Annotated in this window: 14 protein-coding genes and 1 pseudogene; 3 read left to right on the top strand and 12 right to left on the bottom strand. The window is 65.5% G+C overall.

Annotated features, from left to right (window positions below):
• Positions 1-20: 20 nt before the first annotated feature.
• The 9 genes from OB2597_RS03315 to OB2597_RS03355 all read right to left on the bottom strand — a co-directional run bounded on the left by OB2597_RS03315 (position 21) and on the right by OB2597_RS03355 (position 9,280).
• Positions 21-1,019, bottom strand: coding sequence for an NAD(P)H-quinone oxidoreductase (locus OB2597_RS03315; RefSeq protein ID WP_009804099.1), 999 nt, complete (start codon positions 1,017-1,019; stop codon positions 21-23).
• Positions 1,020-1,054: 35 nt separating this feature from the next.
• The gene (locus OB2597_RS03320; RefSeq protein ID WP_009804100.1) at positions 1,055-1,801 is read right to left on the bottom strand and encodes an SDR family oxidoreductase; all 747 of its coding nucleotides are present in this window, start codon (positions 1,799-1,801) and stop codon (positions 1,055-1,057) included.
• Positions 1,798-2,847: a zinc-dependent alcohol dehydrogenase gene (locus OB2597_RS03325; RefSeq protein ID WP_009804101.1), complete on the bottom strand. Its 1,050-nt coding sequence runs from the start codon at positions 2,845-2,847 to the stop codon at positions 1,798-1,800. The genes OB2597_RS03320 and OB2597_RS03325 overlap by 4 nt, the downstream gene beginning before the upstream one ends.
• 76 nt (positions 2,848-2,923) lie before the next feature.
• Positions 2,924-4,201: an ABC transporter substrate-binding protein gene (locus OB2597_RS03330; RefSeq protein ID WP_009804102.1), complete on the bottom strand. Its 1,278-nt coding sequence runs from the start codon at positions 4,199-4,201 to the stop codon at positions 2,924-2,926.
• Complete coding sequence (locus OB2597_RS03335) at positions 4,198-4,932, bottom strand: ABC transporter ATP-binding protein (protein WP_009804103.1); 735 nt, start codon at positions 4,930-4,932, stop codon at positions 4,198-4,200. Before OB2597_RS03335 ends, OB2597_RS03330 begins: the two co-directional genes overlap by 4 nt.
• Complete coding sequence (locus OB2597_RS03340) at positions 4,919-5,665, bottom strand: ABC transporter ATP-binding protein (protein ID WP_009804104.1); 747 nt, start codon at positions 5,663-5,665, stop codon at positions 4,919-4,921. The genes OB2597_RS03335 and OB2597_RS03340 overlap by 14 nt, the downstream gene beginning before the upstream one ends.
• Entirely contained in the window at positions 5,665-6,678 is a 1,014-nt protein-coding gene (locus tag OB2597_RS03345; RefSeq protein WP_009804105.1) for a branched-chain amino acid ABC transporter permease, read from the bottom strand. Before OB2597_RS03345 ends, OB2597_RS03340 begins: the two co-directional genes overlap by 1 nt.
• Positions 6,675-7,559, bottom strand: a complete 885-nt coding sequence (locus tag OB2597_RS03350) for a branched-chain amino acid ABC transporter permease (RefSeq protein WP_009804106.1) — start codon at positions 7,557-7,559, stop codon at positions 6,675-6,677. The genes OB2597_RS03345 and OB2597_RS03350 overlap by 4 nt, the downstream gene beginning before the upstream one ends.
• The gene (locus tag OB2597_RS03355) at positions 7,559-9,280 is read right to left on the bottom strand and encodes an acetolactate synthase catalytic subunit (RefSeq protein WP_009804107.1); all 1,722 of its coding nucleotides are present in this window, start codon (positions 9,278-9,280) and stop codon (positions 7,559-7,561) included. Before OB2597_RS03355 ends, OB2597_RS03350 begins: the two co-directional genes overlap by 1 nt.
• Before the next feature lie 169 nt (positions 9,281-9,449).
• Between OB2597_RS03355 and OB2597_RS03360 the strand changes: the two genes are divergently transcribed.
• From OB2597_RS03360 to OB2597_RS03370, 3 genes are read left to right on the top strand one after another with little or no spacing between them, the layout of a single operon-like run.
• Positions 9,450-10,172: a GntR family transcriptional regulator gene (locus OB2597_RS03360; RefSeq protein WP_009804108.1), complete on the top strand. Its 723-nt coding sequence runs from the start codon at positions 9,450-9,452 to the stop codon at positions 10,170-10,172.
• Entirely contained in the window at positions 10,169-11,887 is a 1,719-nt protein-coding gene (locus OB2597_RS03365) for a thiamine pyrophosphate-binding protein (RefSeq protein WP_009804109.1), read from the top strand. The genes OB2597_RS03360 and OB2597_RS03365 overlap by 4 nt, the downstream gene beginning before the upstream one ends.
• Before the next feature lie 23 nt (positions 11,888-11,910).
• Positions 11,911-12,837 carry an SMP-30/gluconolactonase/LRE family protein gene (locus OB2597_RS03370; RefSeq protein ID WP_009804110.1) on the top strand — a complete coding sequence of 309 codons (927 nt, stop codon included), beginning with the start codon at positions 11,911-11,913 and terminating at the stop codon, positions 12,835-12,837.
• Between the two features lie 153 nt (positions 12,838-12,990).
• Here OB2597_RS03370 and OB2597_RS21210 read toward each other — a convergent pair.
• The 3 genes and pseudogenes from OB2597_RS21210 to OB2597_RS03380 all read right to left on the bottom strand — a co-directional run.
• Positions 12,991-13,188, bottom strand: a pseudogene (locus OB2597_RS21210) (helix-turn-helix domain-containing protein); the annotation flags it as partial.
• A 279-nt stretch (positions 13,189-13,467) separates the two neighbouring features.
• Entirely contained in the window at positions 13,468-15,021 is a 1,554-nt protein-coding gene (locus OB2597_RS03375) for a class I adenylate-forming enzyme family protein (protein WP_009804112.1), read from the bottom strand.
• A 227-nt stretch (positions 15,022-15,248) separates the two neighbouring features.
• A complete protein-coding gene (locus tag OB2597_RS03380) occupies positions 15,249-16,385 on the bottom strand; it encodes a C4-dicarboxylate TRAP transporter substrate-binding protein (RefSeq protein ID WP_009804113.1) in 1,137 nt (378 codons plus the stop codon).
• Positions 16,386-16,698 lie beyond the last annotated feature (313 nt).

Here is a 16,698-nt window from a genome sequence, read left to right on the forward strand (position 1 = left end):
TCCGGTCATTCGGGGGCGGGTCAGTCCTGCAGGCAGTCCAATACGATCTTTCCCACAACGGTGTTGGTCTCGAGCCGCTCATGCGCCTCGGCTGCCCGCGCCAAGGGAAAGACCTCGGCGATCTGTGGACGCATCGGAGAGGTGGCGAAGAGCGGCCAGACTTGGTCCAGAAGCTCCCGCGCAATGGCGGCCTTCTCGGCGACCGGCCGGCCCCGCAGGGTGGAGCCGGTGATCATTGCCCGCTTGCGCATCATCAGCGCGATGTCGAGCGTGACCTCCCGCCCCGCCAGCGAGGCGATCGAGACCATGCGCCCCCGGTAGGCGAGGGCGCGCAGGTTCTCGGGAAAGAAGTCGCCCCCCCGCATGTCGAGGATGACATCAATTCCGGCACCCTCGGTCACCTCGAGCAGCCGATCGGCGAAATTCTCCTGCGTATAGTCGATGGCGACCTGGGCCCCGAGCGCGCGGCAGGCCTCGACCTTCTCGGGGCTGCGCGCGGTCGCAAAGACCCGCGCGCCAAGCGCCACGGCAAGCTGAATGGCGGTCGTTCCGATGCCCGAAGATCCCCCGTGCACCAGCAGACTCTCGCCCCTTTTCAGCCCGCCGAGCTCGAAGACATTGGCCCAGACGGTGAAGAAGGTTTCTGGTAGGGCGGCGGCCTGCACCATGTCGAACCCCTCGGGCAGGGGCAGCACCTGTCCGGCCGGGACAGCCACGTATTCCGCGTAGCCGCCCCCGGCGACAAGCGCGCAGACCGCTTCCCCGGGGGAAAGGTGGGTCATCCCCTCGCCAAGCGCCTCGATGGTGCCCGCGACCTCGAGCCCGGGGATCTCGGTCACGCCCGGTGGCGGCGGGTATGCCCCCCGTCGCTGCACCACGTCGGGCCGGTTTACCCCCGCAGCATGGACCCGGATGAGAACCTCTCCGGCGGCGGGGACGGGCCGCGGTGCGGTCACGGGTTTTAGGACCTCGGGGCCGCCGAAGCCGTCGATGGTGATGTGGCGCATCGTTTCTGGCATCTAAAATTCCTGTGGGTTGTAGTTCGCCGGGCCTCTCAGCCCATGAAATGACCGCCGTTAACATCGAGGACCGTGCCGGTCACGAAGCCGGCCTCGTCGCTGGCGAAGTAGGCGGCGGCGGCGGCGACATCCTCGGGCGTGCCGATCCGGCCGGCAGGGATGGTTTGCACGTAGGCGGCGTTGACGGCGGCGCCAGCCTCGGCCGCCATCGGGGTGTCGATGCGGCCCGGCGCGATGCAGTTGACCGTGATCCCGTCCGACCCGACCTCGGCCGCCAGGGTGCGGGATAGCCCGACCAGGCCGGCCTTGGACGCGGCGTAGTGGAAGCCCGCGACCAGCGAACGCGTGCGCGCGGCCTGCGAGGCCATGTTGACGATCCGGCCCCAGCCCTGCTGCCGCATGCCCGGCAGGACCGCCTGGCACAGCAGGAAGGCGGCGCTCAGGTTCACGTCGAGCACCGATTGCCACTCGGCGAGGGTAAGCGTCTCGAAACTGGCGCGCTTGCCGTCGCACTTGGGAGAGATACCGGCGTTGTTGACGAGGACCCCGATAGGCCCGTGCACCTTGGTCAACCCTGCCACGACACTGCCGATCGTGCCGAGCTGCGACAGGTCGACGATCTTTCCGTGGGTGTCGCCGGACAGGTCGCGGGCGACGGCTTCGACCTCGGGCAGGATGTCGGCGAGGATCACGCGGTGGCCCTTCTCTGCGAGGTCCGTGGCGATGGACAGGCCGATGCCGCGGGCGGCGCCGGTGACGAGTGCGGTGCGTTTGGTGATCATTCGGATACGTCTTGCTGCTGCGGGAAGATCATGACCTTGGAGGCCCTGCGGCTCGAGGCGAGGCTGAGGCCTTCCGCGATACGGGACAGTGGAAGCCGATGGGTGATCATCGGCGCGAGGTCGAGCGCAGGGTCGGCGAGCGTGGCGATGACGGCGTGCCAGTCCTCTTCTCCGGAGCCGTGCGAAGCGCGGATCTGGCGCCGACCCCGGACGAAGGAGGTGGCGTCGAAGCTGACGTCGCCGGAGTGGATGCCGGTCATCACCAGGATCCCCTCCATGCGCAGCAGGCCGAGCCCGTCCTGCACGCTTTCGTCGCGCCCGGTGGCCTCGAACACCACGTCGGCCTCGTCGAAATCGGCCTGCATGCGGGTGCGGGCCCCGGGGTCCGAAAGGTCATAAGTCTGGTCGAAGCCCAGCCGGTTGCACACTTCGAGCCGGGCGGGATCGTTCATGCCGGCGATGCCGATCTGCGCGGCCCCGGCCGCGCGCGCGAAGACGGCGATGGACTGGCCGATCGTGCCGGGCCCCAGCACGAGAACCCGGTCGCCGGGCGATACCTCGCCGGTCTTCACCGCGCGGCGGCCCACGCAGAGCGGTTCGGTCAGGGCGGCGATTTCAAAGCTGAGTGCATCCGGAATGGTGAAGGCGCCCTGTGCCCGTGCCGTCACCAGAGGGGCGAAGGCGCCATCGCGGTATAGCCCGAGCGTCGCCTTGTTGCGGCAGTTGCGACGCCGGCCGGCAGTGCATTCGGGACAGGTGTCGCAGGGGCTGGACGGCCAGATCGTCACCCGGTCGCCCGGTGTCACCCTGGCTACGCCGGGTCCCGTCGCCTCGATGATGCCGGCGAATTCGTGGCCGAGGGTAAGGGGCAGGTGCGGGAGCATGAAGTCGTAGCCGCCGCTCCAGTCCGCCACGTGCAGGTCTGAGCCACAGATCCCGACCGCCTCGACCCGCACGGTCACCTCTCCCGCCTCGGGCGCGCCGGGGGCGGGACAGTCATCCAGCGACAGTCCGGGGGAAGGACGCCTTTTGCGGTAGGCCAGCATGACATTGATCCTGTGTCCTGGGCCGGAGGCCTTACGGTTGGTCCGGGCGCGTGTCGGTCACGCGCCCGGAGACGGTTCAGATATCGCCGCGCTCACCCCAGCCGGGCAGCGGCATCCCCTTGATGTCGGCGATGGCCAAATCACTGGGCGACACCGTGTGGATCTGCCGCGACTGCCACTGGTCGTAGGTCGGAAAGGCCCTGGTGTTGTTCTGCGTCTCGGGGTCGAACTTGGTGCCCCACCCGACGATGGAGGACCCGATCGGTTTGTCGAGCGCCATGGCGGCCTCCCGGATCGCCTCGGAGGACATGCCGCCCGCCTCGGGCAAGATATCCCGCAGCACCGTCCACATTGCGTTGAACCCCATGCCGGTGTGGGCTGAGGGCTGGCGCCCCTCGAACCGCGCGGCGTGCTCTCCGTGAAACCGGGTGAAGGTCTCGGCCGCCTCGGAGGACAGGCCCGCCTTGTCGATGTAGACCGAGGTTCCGGCATTCAGCACGCCGTTCACGTCGTCGCCCAAGGCATCGGCGAAATCGCCGACGTTGTGTGCGCCGCCGTTGCCGACGATCGCCTTGACCTCGAGCCCCGCCTCGCGGGCCTGGCGCCAGAACAGGATGCCGTCCGGTGTGTACTGGCAGACCAGAAGAACGTCGGGCTGAAGCTGCACGTAGCGCTGCACCATCGGCGACAGGTCGGTCGTCTTGTAGCTATAGGACGTATCGTCGACGATGTTCACGCCGGCCTCGGTCAGGACCTTCCGCGCCCCTTCGCCGACCGCCGTACCGTAGAAACTGTCCTCGTAGAGCAGCGCGACCTTCACATCACCGGCGGACATGCCGATCCGGGGCAGCACCGAGTCCAGGGTGAATTTCGCCGCGCCGCCGCCCAGTTCGGACGCCGGGTAGATGAAGCGGAAGAGGTGCTTGAAGCCACGGCTGGTGATGTCGTCGGCCACCGCTCCCTGTTCGAAGTAGACCACCTTGTTGCGTTCGGCGACCTGGCTCGCCGCGAAGGAGATCGACGAGGCGTAGGAGCCCATGACGACGCCGACGCGTTCGCTGGTGATCAGGCGGGTGGCCTGGGAGGTCGCCTCGGTCGAGGAGGGCACGTCGACCGTGACCAGTTCCGCATCCTGGCCGAAGACGCCGCCGTCTTCGTTGACGAACTGCAGGGCCAGCTCGAAGCCCCGACGGACATCGTTGCCGAGCGAGGCGAGTGGCCCGGACAGCGGAAGCAGCACCCCGAGCCGGGCGGCATCGCCCGCGGCGGACGCGCGCCGCACCCATGGCGAAGCCATGGTCAGCGCCCCCGCACCGAGCGCGGTCTTCGTGAATTGTCTGCGTGAAAGTGTCATTGGTTTTCCTCCTCTGCTGGTTCAAGACCAAGGTAGACACGGCGGACTTCCTCGTTCGACTGAAGTTCCTTGCCGCTGCCCGAAAGCGCGATCCGTCCTTGCTGAACAACGTAGGCGCGGTCGGCGATCGACAGCGCCTGACCCACGTTCTGCTCCACCAGAACAATGGTCATTCCTGTATCCCGGATGGCCCGGATCGCGTCGTAGACACGCGACACCATGACCGGCGCGAGGCCGAGGGACACTTCGTCCACCAGCAGCACCTCGGGGGTTGTCGTAAGCCCGCGCGCCAGGGCCACCATCTGCTGCTGGCCACCCGACAGAGTCCCGGCCAGCTGGTCCGAGCGTTCCTGCAGGATCGGGAACAGCTCGTAGGCTGCACGCAGGCTTTCGGCCAGTTTCGGCCGCGCGCGTTTGGAATAGGCCGCGATCTCGAGGTTGCGGCGGACCGAGAGCCGGGGGAACAGGCGCCGGCCCTCGGGCACCATGGCGATGCCCTTTTCCACCAGCGTATGCGCGTGCAGGCCGGTGACGTCCTCGTCCATCAGCCGGACGGTGCCGGCGGTCGGCGTGACGATGCCCGACAGGGTGCGCAGCAGCGTGGTCTTGCCCGCGCCGTTCGATCCGACGATGGCCACGACCTCGCCCCGGTCTACGGTCAGGTCGATGCCGAACAGGACCTCCGCGTCGCCGTAGCCGGCGCTGAGATTGCTGACCTCAAGAAGCGGCATCGGCGGATCCTCCGTCTGCGGGGGTGGCCGGGGCGCCGAGATAGGCCTCGACCACGGCGGGCATATCCATGACCTCGCGGGGGAGGCCGTCGGCGATCTTGGCCCCGTGATCGAGCACCGCGATGCGGTCGCAGATCTTCATCACGGCCGAGAGGTTGTGTTCCACGAAGAGCACAGTCACCCCGCCGTCTCGCAGGTCCGAGACAAGCTCGAGCATCCGGTTCACCTCGGTCGGGTTGAGCCCGGCCATCACCTCGTCGAGCAGGATCATGTCCGGCTCCGTCGCCAGTGCCCGCGCGACCTCGAGCCGCTTGCGTTCCGCCGTGGTGAGCGAGGCGGTCGGGGTGTCGAACCGGTCCGCCAGTCCGACGGCCAGGGCGACCCCCTCGGCCTTCTTGCGGACAAGCGGGATGGACCGTTGTCGCAGGAAGGCGCCGATCATGATCGTTTCGCCGACGGTCATCGAGGTGAAGACATGCGGGATCTGGAAGGTCCGGGCGAGGCCCATCACGCAGGTCTCGTCCGCGCGCTTGCCGTCGATCCGTTCGCCCTTGAACTGCACCTCGCCCTCGGTCGCGGGGAAGGTCCCGGCGATCACGTTGAAGAGCGTGGTCTTGCCGGCGCCGTTCGGGCCGATGAGGCCGAGGATCTGGCCCTTCTCGACCGACAGGGTGACATCGTCCACCGCCGTCAGCCCGCCGAAGCGCTTGGTCACGTTGCGGATATCGAGCATCAGGTGTCCTCCGACTTGCGGGCGGCGGTCCGGCGGGTCAGCCAGGACAGCAGGGAGCGCGCGCCCCCGATCAGGCCCGAGGGCAGGACGATCACGATGACCATCAGCAGCACGCCGTAGACCACGAGGTGCAGGCCGGCCGCGCCGCTGCCGAAGAGATCGAGCAGGACATCGCGCAGGGGCAGGGCGATGAAGGCGCCCAGGATCGGGCCGGCCACAGTGCCGATGCCGCCCAGCAGGGCCATCAGCGGCAGGTCGACCGAGTAGGCCATGCTGAAGACCGTCGTGGGTTCGATGTAGAGCACGTATTGCGCCAGGAGCGTCCCGCCCGCCGAGGTGAAGAAGGCCGAGATCAGCAGGGCGATCATCTTGTAGCGCCGCATGGGGATGCCGGCGGCCACAGCGGCTTCCTCGCTGTCGCGGATGGCGCGCAGGTAGATGCCTGCGTGGCTGCGCGACAGGCCATAGGCCGTCAGCGTGACGATCAGCAGGAAGACCCCGGCGAGCAGCGCGTAGGATGAACGCTCCTCGAAGATCATGTTGCCGAAGGCGGGTTCCCAATTGATGGACAGCCCATAGGGCATGTCCACGTGCTTGCGGGAATAGATCAGCAAGATGCGGATCGCCTCTCCGAAGGCGAGGGTCGCCATGGCAAAGAAGACACCGCGCATCCGGAAGGCCGGGTAGGCGATGATCACAGCGAAGACCATCGACAGCAGGCCGCCTGCCACCATCCCGATCCACGGGGACACCCCGGCGAAATTGTAGAGCAGCGTGGAGGTATAGGCGCCGGTCCCGAAGAAGGCCGTATGCCCGAGCGAGAACTGCCCGGCCATGCCGCCCAGAATGTTCCAGGCCGAGGCCATGCCGGCATAGAGGAAAACCAGCACCAGCACGTTCACGTGGTAGTCGTTGGCAATCACCAGCGGCAGTCCCATGGTCAGAAGGACCAGGATCAGCGCGCCCAGGGCATCACGGGGGCGCATGTCGAAATACTGTGTCAGTCGGGTCATTTCAGCGACTCCTTCTCGGCGCCCTTGACCCCGAGGATGCCCTGCGGACGGACCGCCAGCAGAAGGATCAGCAGGATGAAATGGGTGGCTTCCTTCAGGTCGGGGCTGAAATAGCCGACGTAGGATTCGATCAGGCCCAGAGAGAGACCGCCGATCATCGTGCCGGTTACGCTGCCGAGGCCGCCCAGCACCACAACCACGAAGGCGATCAGCACGAAGAAGGTCCCGACCGAAGGGAAGGCGTAGAATGAGGGGACCAGAACCGCGCCGGCGACCCCGGTAATGCCGATGCCCAGTCCGAAGGTGATCAGGAAGATCTTCTGGGTGTTGATCCCCATGAGCCGGGCGGCCATCAGGTCCTGCGAGACGGCCTCAATCGCGCGCCCGGTGAATGTCCGGCGCAGGAAGAGGATGACCCCCACGAAGATCGCGATGGCGAATAGGAAGGCGATGACCCGGTCCGAGGACAGGTGGACAAAGCCGAAGTCGATGGAGGACCGGCCGTCCGGCATGGTCTGGATAGTCCGGTAATCGGCCGAGAACATCACAAGCGCGAGGTTCTGCAGCGCGATCGACATTCCGAGCGTGGCGAAGACCTGTGTCAGCTCTGTCGAGTATATGGTGAAGCGCATCACGCCCCAGTAGAAGGCCGCGCCGACGACGAAGAAGGCGACGGCGATCAGCGGCGACCCCCAGTAGGGATTGATCCCCGTGAGGGTCATCAGCCAGAAGCCCGCGTACATGCCCAGCATCATGAATTCGCCATGGGCGAAGTTCACGATCTTGGCCACGCCGAAGATCAGGTTCAGGCCCAGTGCGGCCAGGGCATAGACCCCGCCCAGCAGGATCCCCGACAGAAGGAGTTGGAGCGCAAGCTGCATCAGTGACCGCCTCCCAGATGGCCCTGGAAGACGGTGATCGGCGGATGCGCATCCGGGTCCGTCACGACATCCAGCAGGGTGGTGCCGCTGCGCGCCAACGCAGCCTCGATCGCCGGGCCGAGATCTTCGGCCCGGTCGATCCGCTGGCCATCGCAGCCTGCGGCGCGGGCGATGCCCACGTGGTCGACATCGGTGAAGTCGATGGCGTTGGTATGGGCGCCGAACTTGACCAGTTCGGCGTGTTTCTGGAACCCGAGGATGCCGTTGTTCAGCAGGATCACGACGATATCGAGCCCCATCCGGCGCGCGGTCTCCAGTTCCTGCCAGCTGTGGCCGAAGCCGCCGTCGCCGACGACGCAGATCACCTTGGACCCGGGCGCGGCGGCCTTGGCGCCAAGCGCCAGCGGCAGGCCCCAGCCCAGCCCGGCCAGGCCACGCGGGGTGACGAACCGCTGCCCGGCGGCGCGCGCCGTCAGGAAACCGTTGACCCAGAGCGAGGAATAGCTGGCATCGGCCGCGACGATCATGTCGGGCGTCAGCCGCGCGTCGAGCTCGGCCATGATCCGTTCGGGCCGGATCGGGGAGGCGTCGGACCGCATCGCCCCGGCCTCATCGAGGCCCGCCTGCTTCGCCTCGGCGATGCGGGCAGCCAAGGCGTCGCGCGCCCCGGCGCGTGCCGTGCCGTCCTCCTCGCGCAGGGCCTGCGTCAGCGCCTGCAAGGCCAGCCGCGCATCGCCGACCAGCCGCAGAGCCTCGTAGTTGCGCCCGACCTCGGTCCCGTCGATGTCGATATGGATGAACCGGGCGTTGCGGGGATAGAGCTTCCAGCTGTCGGTGCCGTTCTGGTTGGTCCGCGTACCGACCAGCAACACGAGGTCGGCCTCGTCGAGAAATTGGCGCATGTGCCGGGCTGGGGATCCCGCGCCAAGCGCATTCGCCAGCACGCCGAGCGACAGGGGATGCGTTTCGTCGACGCTTCCCTTGCCCATGTTGGTTGTGCCCGTGGGCAGGCTGGCGGCCTCCTGCAGCGCGGCCATCTCGGCCGTGGCATCGGACAGGTGCACGCCGCCGCCGGCGATGACGAGCGGGGCCTTCGCGCCGGCGATCAACCGGGCGGCCTCGCGGATGCGCTCGGGGTCGGGAGAGATGCGGTCCAGCGGGAAATACCCCATCTCCGCGATCCGGTCGTCAGCCGCCGCGCGGGCGTCGCGAAGCATGTCGGCAGGACAAAGCAGCACGACCGGCCCGGGCCGCCCGGTGGTCGCCGTGGCGATGGCCATGTCGACGTAATCCTCGATCCGCGTGGCCAGGTCGATCCGGCGCACCCACTTGGCGCAGGCCCCGAACAAGCCGAAATGGTCGAATTCCTGGAAGGCGTTGCGGTCGGTCGCGTCCCGGTCGACCTCCTGCACGATGGCCAGCAGCGGAACGGAGGCCTTCATCGCCTCGGCCAGCGGCGGCACCAGGAGGGTTGCCGCGGGACCGTTCTGCGCCGTGACCACGCCGATGCGGTTGCTGATGCGGGCATAGCCATCCGCCATCGCGCCGCCGGCGTTCTCTGTCCGGTAGTTGACCTGCGTCATGCCGAAATCGGGGGCGACGAGGTGCAGCGCACTGGGCAGGCTCTGCCCGAACAGCGTGTCCACCCCGTGGCGCCGCAGCGCCGCTGCCAGCGCGACCGCAGCCGTTTCCTGACCCTGGCGGGCCGATTCATCGTTCATGGTTTCTCCTCCCGAGACGACTCAAGCGATAGCCAAGTCGGCCTGGTATATCAAACAGAAAATTATATATCAAAATCGGAAACGCTATATCATGCTTGCTGAAAATATGCGAATAGCCTAAGTGTCGATCACAGGATCGACCGTCGAAAATGGGAGCCAAGCGCCCGTAATGAAAGAGAATTTCGGACAACTTAGCCGTCTTGTCGAAGACGGCGCCGCCCCGCAGGGCAACCGGTCCCATGCGGTCAGCGAGGAAATCAAGCACGGGCTGATGACCGGTGTCTTTCGCCCCGGCGACAAGCTGACGATCCGCGACCTCGCGGCGAACCTGGGCGTCAGCCCGACGCCCGTCCGCGAAGCCCTGGTCCAGCTGGCCGCCGAAGGCGCGCTGGCCCAGGTCGCGGGGCGGTCCTTCGTCGTGCCGGAACTGACTGCCGAAAGCTACCAGGACCTGCGCCGGCTGCGTGTTCTCATCGAAGGAGAAGGGGCGGGGCGGGCGGCGGAAAACGCCACCAAGGCGCTGATCGACCGGCTGGCCCATGTCCACGAAGAGCTGATCGCGGCCAAGGCGGCCGAGAATTACAAGGCGGCCATGGTCTGGAACCAGCGCTTCCACCTCGAGCTCTGCGCGGCGGCGAACTCCCCGCGCCTGTTGCGGATCGTCGAAGGGCTCTGGCTGCAGATGGGGCCCATCTTGAACATCCTCTACGAGCGCCACGACGTGCCTGCCACCCCGGTGCGCCATTGTCACCTGACGGTAATCGACGCCTTGGTGGCCCGCGATGCCGAACGCGCGCGGGCCGCGATCCAGGAAGATATCAGCGGCAGCGCCCCGGCGATCCTGAATAACCTCGATTACCAGCACACAGAGCAAAGCAGGGGGCGCAAATGACTATCGACCCACGATACGGCTCCGAGATCGACGCGCCCGACGCCATCGTCGACTGCCTCGTCGAGGCCGGCGTCCGCTATGTCTTCGGCCTGTCCGGTGGGCATACTGGCCGCATCTTCGGCGCGCTGGAGAAACGCCAGGACGACATCCGGACGATCCTGGTCCGCGAGGAAAGCCTGGGCGCGGTCATGGCCGAAACGGTGGGCCGCATCTCCGGGAGGCCCGGCGTTCTGCTGGGGCAGGGGCCCTGGGTGCTTGGCAACGGGCTGCTCGGCACGATCGAGGCCCATCTCGCCTCCTCCCCGCTGCTTCTGCTGACGGATTTTTCCGACACGCCCGGGGCTTCCTTGCATGCGCCCTACCAGTCGGGCACCGGAGGCTACGGCAACTGGGATGCGCGCGGGGCCTTCGGCGCCGTGACAAAGGAAGTCTTCACCGCAGAGGACCCCAAGACAGCCGTGATCGCCACCCAGCTGGCGCTGAAGCATGCTATGCTGGGGGAACCCGGGCCGGTCGCCATGATCTACGGCCTCCAGGCGCTGGCCGGTTCAATCGATCCCGCCGCACGCCCCCGTATCTTTCCGACCCGGGCCCATGTCCGGCCGCTGGCGCCTGCCACCCCGGATCTTTCGGGCGTGCTGGAGCGACTGGCGACGGCGGAGCGGCCCGTCATACTGGCTGGGAACGGGGTGCGGGTAGGCGATGCCGAAGCCGCCCTTGCCGGTCTGGTCGAGACCACGGGTCTGCCGGTCGTCACCTCTCCCGCCGGGAAAGGGGTCTTCGACGACGATCACCCGCTGTCGCGCGGGGTCTACGGCAGCTACGGCAACCCGAGCGCCAACCGCGCGATCCACCGCGCCGACGTGATCCTGGCCCTGGGCACGAAGCTCTCGGCCTCGGACACAGTGGCGGGCGATCCGGACCTGATCGACCCCGCGCGGCAGAGCCTGATCCAGGTGGATATCGAACCGCGCAACCTGAGCTGGACGCTGCCGGTCGACCTGCCGGTGCTGGGCGATCTGCGGCCCGTGCTCGAGGCGCTGGCAGCGGCATGGAACACCGGGCCTGTCGCGGACTGGTCCGGGGCGGACAACACCCCCCGGATGGCGCCGCTGCCCGCCTCCGCGCCCGGGGCCACCGCGATCTTCCCGCAGGAGATCGTCGCGGCGATGCAGCGCGTTCTGCCAGAGGACACGATCTACACCTGCGACGCGGGCGAGAACCGGATCTTCATGCTGCACTGCCTGCGACCGCGCGGGGCGGGACGGTTCATCCAGCCCGCCGGGGCCGGACCCATGGGCTATGCCCTGCCCTCTGCCCTGGCGCGCAAGCTGATGGCGCCGGACAGCCCGATCGTGGCGTTTTCCGGGGACGGCGGGTTTTCCATGACCATGAACGGACTGCTCAGCGCGGTCGAGGCCGGGCTGCCGATCATCTCGGTTGTCATGAACAACGACGCGCTTGGCTGGTCGCAACATTCCCGCAATGCCTTCGCGACCCAGTTCGGGCGCGTCGACTATGCCGCCATCGGCCGGGGAATGGGCTGTGGCGGGATGAAGGTCTCGGGTCTGACCGAACTGGAAGACGCGCTGAAAGAGGCGCTTCGGGTCACGCGGGAGGACGCGCGGCCGATGGTCATCGACGTCGAGACCTCGATGGACCTGTCATTTGCACGGCTCTCCTACACCGAGACCCGCGCGCTCTGGATGAACTGAGGACGAGCGAGGGAGGAACAGGCATGTCGGAAGTGGAATACGAGATCGTCACGACGGGGCTGGGGTTTCCGGAAGGGCCCGTGGTCATGCCCGACGGTTCCGTCATCGTGGTGGAAATCGCGACGGGGGACATCACCCGCGTCGCCCCCGACGGCAGCAAGACCCGCGTCGCGCATCCAGGCGGCGGCCCGAACGGCGCCGCGCTTGGTCCCGACGGTGCGCTCTACGTCTGCAACAACGGCGGGTTCCGCTGGCGCGAGGATGCCCAGGGCGCCCTGCATCCGGCCGGACAGGCCGAGGATTACGACGGCGGCCGGATTGAGCGGATCGATCTGGAGACCGGAGAGGTCACAGTTCTTTACACCGCCTCCGACAAGGCGCCGCTGAAGGGGCCGAACGACATCGTCTTCGACGCGGACGGCGGGTTCTGGTGCACAGATCACGGCAAGGTCCGCGAGCGGGACCAGGACCGGGGCGCGGTGCTTTATGGCCGGATCGATGGCAGCGGGCTGACCGAGGTGCTGTTTCCGATGTACGGGCCGAATGGCGTGGGCCGCTCCCCGGACGGCAAGACGCTCTGGGTGGCCGAGACGTTTTCCTGCCGGCTCTGGGCCTTCGACGTGATCGCGCCCGGTCAGCTGAAGACTGATCCCCGTCCCGGAGCCTTGCACGGCGGACGCCTCGTCGCGTCGCCCGAGGGGCTGCGCGGTTTCGATTCCCTTGCCGTGGATGCCGAGGGCAATGTCTGCATCGGACAGATTTACACTGGCGCGATCCTGATCGTATCGCCTGAGGGCAGGATCGTGGACGACATTGCCATGCCCGATCCCTTCGCGACCAACATCGCGTTTGGCGGGGACGACATGAAGGATGCCTATGTCACCCTGTCGTCGACCGGACAGCTGCTGCGCTACCGGTCCGAGCGTCCGGGCCTACAAAACGCCTTCTGAGCATTTCGGCCCGGGGTTCGGCAGCGACGGTGTATCCCACACCGGTAATTGGGGACGCGTATAAATTAAAACATAATGTTGCTTATCAGAATCCTTGGTGTGAACGGGGCACATTCTAAACTGGGTTGCGACAAATCCCCGACCACCTCTCGGGTCGAGCATGTCTTTCCAGGGCTCGATCTTCGGCAACGGTTTGATGGCCCGCTCGTTGGTGAACTCTGTCGCACCGAACCGGATCACCTTGCGCACCGTGCGTCGCGACACCCGCAGCTCCCGGCAGATCTGCTTGACCGACTTCTTGTCCTGAAAATGCGCCCAATGGATCTTTGCTACCGTCTCCACGACCAACACCCATCACCGTGCTCCCCGATAACATCGGGGGCATCAGCCAAATCAGTGTAAAGGGGGGGCATTCTTGAACGCCGATCACCCCGCTACGGGGCCAATTTTGCATACCGGTTCACACCAGAACTCACCTACAACGTGGGGTGCAGACGCCGCTTACACTCGTGCCAACTACGTCGTGTGCGGCAAGTTACCAAATTTAAGCCAGTAAACGCCACGACACCCAACCAGCAATTGCCGTCTCGTAGGCCCGCCAGGGGCACTACCAAGCGTCTCGAGCCATGCTCAAGATCGCGCCCAATATGGGGCCCGCAAATCGCGTTTCAGGATCTTGCCGGCTGCGGACAGCGGTAGGGCATCGGAGCGGAACTCGACGGAACGGGGGCACTTGTAGCCGGCGATGCGGCTCCTGCAATGCTCGATCAATTCCTTCTCGGTCGCAGTGCGTTCGTCGCGACAGACAATGATAGCATGCACCGCCTCGCCCCAACGGTCGTCCGGGATCCCGATCACGACGGCGATGGCGACGGCCGGGTGCGCGGAAAGAGCATTCTCGACCTCAGATGAGTACACGTTCTCACCTCCCGTCACGATCATGTCTTTCTTGCGGTCAACGATGTAGATGAAGCCTTCTTCGTCCATCCAGCCCACGTCACCAGTTCGCACCCACCCGTTGACAAGGGTGGCGGCAGTTTCATCGGGCTTGCGCCAGTAGCCCGTCATCGTGTGAGGCCCGCGTACGAGGATTTCCCCGACCTCACGGCGGGGCATCTCCCGCAGATCGTCATCCGCGATGATGACCTCCGCCATGATCCCCGCATGACCCACGGAGGTCAGTCGTGCCTCTCCATTTGCATCGGACACATGTTGCTCCATCGCAAGCTTCGAGATGTACGGGCTCAGTTCGGTCTGCCCGTAGGATTGCTGAAGGTTAACCCCGGGCAGCTTTTCCAAAGTCTCCGCGATCTGGCCTTCGGTCATTGGCGAGGCCCCATAGCTGAGAACCTTGATCGAACTGAGGTCGTAGTCCTCCAGGTCCTTGCGATCGATTATCATGCGGATCATCGTCGGTACGAGGATCAGATGGGTCACCCCGCGGCTTTCGATCGTTTGCATCACCTCCAGCGGATCAAAGGCCCGCATGAAGACGCAGCACCCGGCCCCGAGAGTCATCGCAAAAAGCGACAGCAGGCCGCCGACGTGAAACAAGGGCATGACCAGCAAGGAGGTGCTGCTTTCGTGCACGAGATCGCGAACGTCCGCACCAAAACCAAGGGCGCTTGACCAGAGAGCCAAGTGAGACAGCATTACGCCCTTGGACTGCCCAGTGGTTCCGCCCGTGTAACAGATCATGGCAAGGCTCTGGACCGGCCCGTAGGCGGGTTCGGCCGGATCGTTGGCGGCCACCAGGGCTTCGAGGTCGTGTACTGCCGGACCGGTCGACCCCTCCCCGGTCAAACGGATCACCACGAGATTGGGGGCCACCTCGTCGCGCAGTTTCAGGGTAACTTCCAGGAATTCGTCGTCGACGAAGATGACCTTTGGCTCACTGTCCTCAAGGCCGTAGGCGAGTTCGGCCTGCGACCATCGCGTGTTCAGCGGCACGCTGACGGCGCCGATCCACAGTGTCGAGAACACGGCCTCGAAAAAACGCGCCGAGTTATGTGCCAGAAGAGCCACTCGGTCACCCTCGGACACGCCCTGTGCAGCAAGCGCTCCGGCCAGCCGTTCAACCCGTCCCGCGACCTCTGACCAGGTTTGTATCCCCGCCCCATCAATCGTCGCAGTCCGTTTGCCGAAGACCTGTGCGGCGCGCCGGAAAGACTGGTTCAGCAACATCTATGTCTACCCTTTCTTGGTTCCCAAAGAGATACCGGCCCGCGCCATCGGCGGTGTTGCAACATCATAAGGGCCACGCACATGGCCCCGGAAATAGGGACTGCTTCCAAAGGTACGAAAGAGCCCGGTCGATTGCGAACATGGAACATCTGCGATGGAAAAGTGCTCCGGATCGGCACCTCTGAAAGTGCGTCCTCCGGAGCGACACTTGTCAAGATTTGCTCTGGCTACTGGCCATAGCTGGAGACGTCCACCTTCGAGGCCACTTCGGTCCAGTAGACCTCTGCCAACTCCTCTGCGTTCTCCGCGCCCTTCGTAAGGTCGGTCCATTTCCGCATGAGCTCGGTCAGCTTCTCCGCCGCCGCCTCGCCGGTCTGGATCCCGAACCGGTCGCGATAGATGCTGGCGATGGCCTGCATATCCTGCTGGACGAATTCCCGGTTCATTTCGATCAGCTCGTCGGAGGCGAGACCGTAGGTGCTTCCTTTCTCCAGCGCGCGCTCGCGGCCTTCACGCGCTTCGTCGATGTAGACCCATATGATGTCGGCCATGAGGCGGGTATTCGCCCGCAGCAAGTCGGCGCGGTCATCGTCCGTAAGGGCGGACCAGCTATCCTTGTTCATGGTCACGGGGGCCACGTAGAGCGCCCCCGGCAGGCCGAGGTACAGATGGTCGACAATATCGACGATACCGAAGTTGACAAAGTCGGCCGTGTTGCCCGCATTACAGTCGACCACACCCTGATTGAGGCCTTCGAGTGTCTCGTTCACGGACATCGAGACCGGCACGGCGCCGAAATGCTCGGCCCAACGCGACCAGTAAGCCCCGGCGACACGGATGCGCTTGCCCTTGAGATCGGCGGCGGTCTCCAGCGGCGTCATGCATTGCAGAGCGTAGGTGGTGGAGGCGAAAGCCCCCAGATAGATTTGATTCTGCTCCTCGACTTCTGCGCGGCAGTCAGCACAGTTCAGCATGATGTATTCCATCATCGCCCCGGCATATGCCAACTGGCTGCGATCACCCGCGAACTCGTCAAGCTCCACGATCTCGGAATATTCGTTCAACATGTTGAAGTTGGGATACTCGGACGGAAAATAGGCCGTGATGTTCACGGCAAGGTCGGCGATCCCGTCGCGCACACCCGCGTTGATCTCTGCGAAGTTCAGCAGCGACAAAGGGTAGACCTTCATCGTCACGTCACCGCCGCTGATCTCCTCGACACGTTCGGCAAAACTTTCGACCATCGCCGTTGGCGCCGAGTTCGGCGGCCATCCCGATGCAAATCTCAGTTCCGTCGCCGCCGCTGAATTGGCCATGGCAAGTGCGGCTGCGCCGACAAGCGCTGTTCCGAGCAAGTGGTTCATCTTTCTCTTTCCTCCCTTGAGGCCTGGAGACGCTCCAGGCGTATCGGCCGTTACCAAGTCGCATGAGCAGACCCACTCGCCCGCTCCCTCCACAATCGCAGGAACGCGCGCCGCCTCTCTCGCCATTGAATCCGATCCGAAGCCCGGTTGCGCCACGCCTCCCGTGACCGAGAAACAACAGAAACCCGACCCCCACGACCGCCGGACCCTGGCCTTCTGCTTGATCGGTACAGATTCCTAATTTTTTGTATCTACCTGCCACATACCTCGTATTTTAAGGCAAAATTATCATGGACGATTTCGCAAAGATCAG

It is taken from the genome of Pseudooceanicola batsensis HTCC2597, assembly GCF_000152725.1.
Lineage (GTDB): Bacteria > Pseudomonadota > Alphaproteobacteria > Rhodobacterales > Rhodobacteraceae > Pseudooceanicola > Pseudooceanicola batsensis.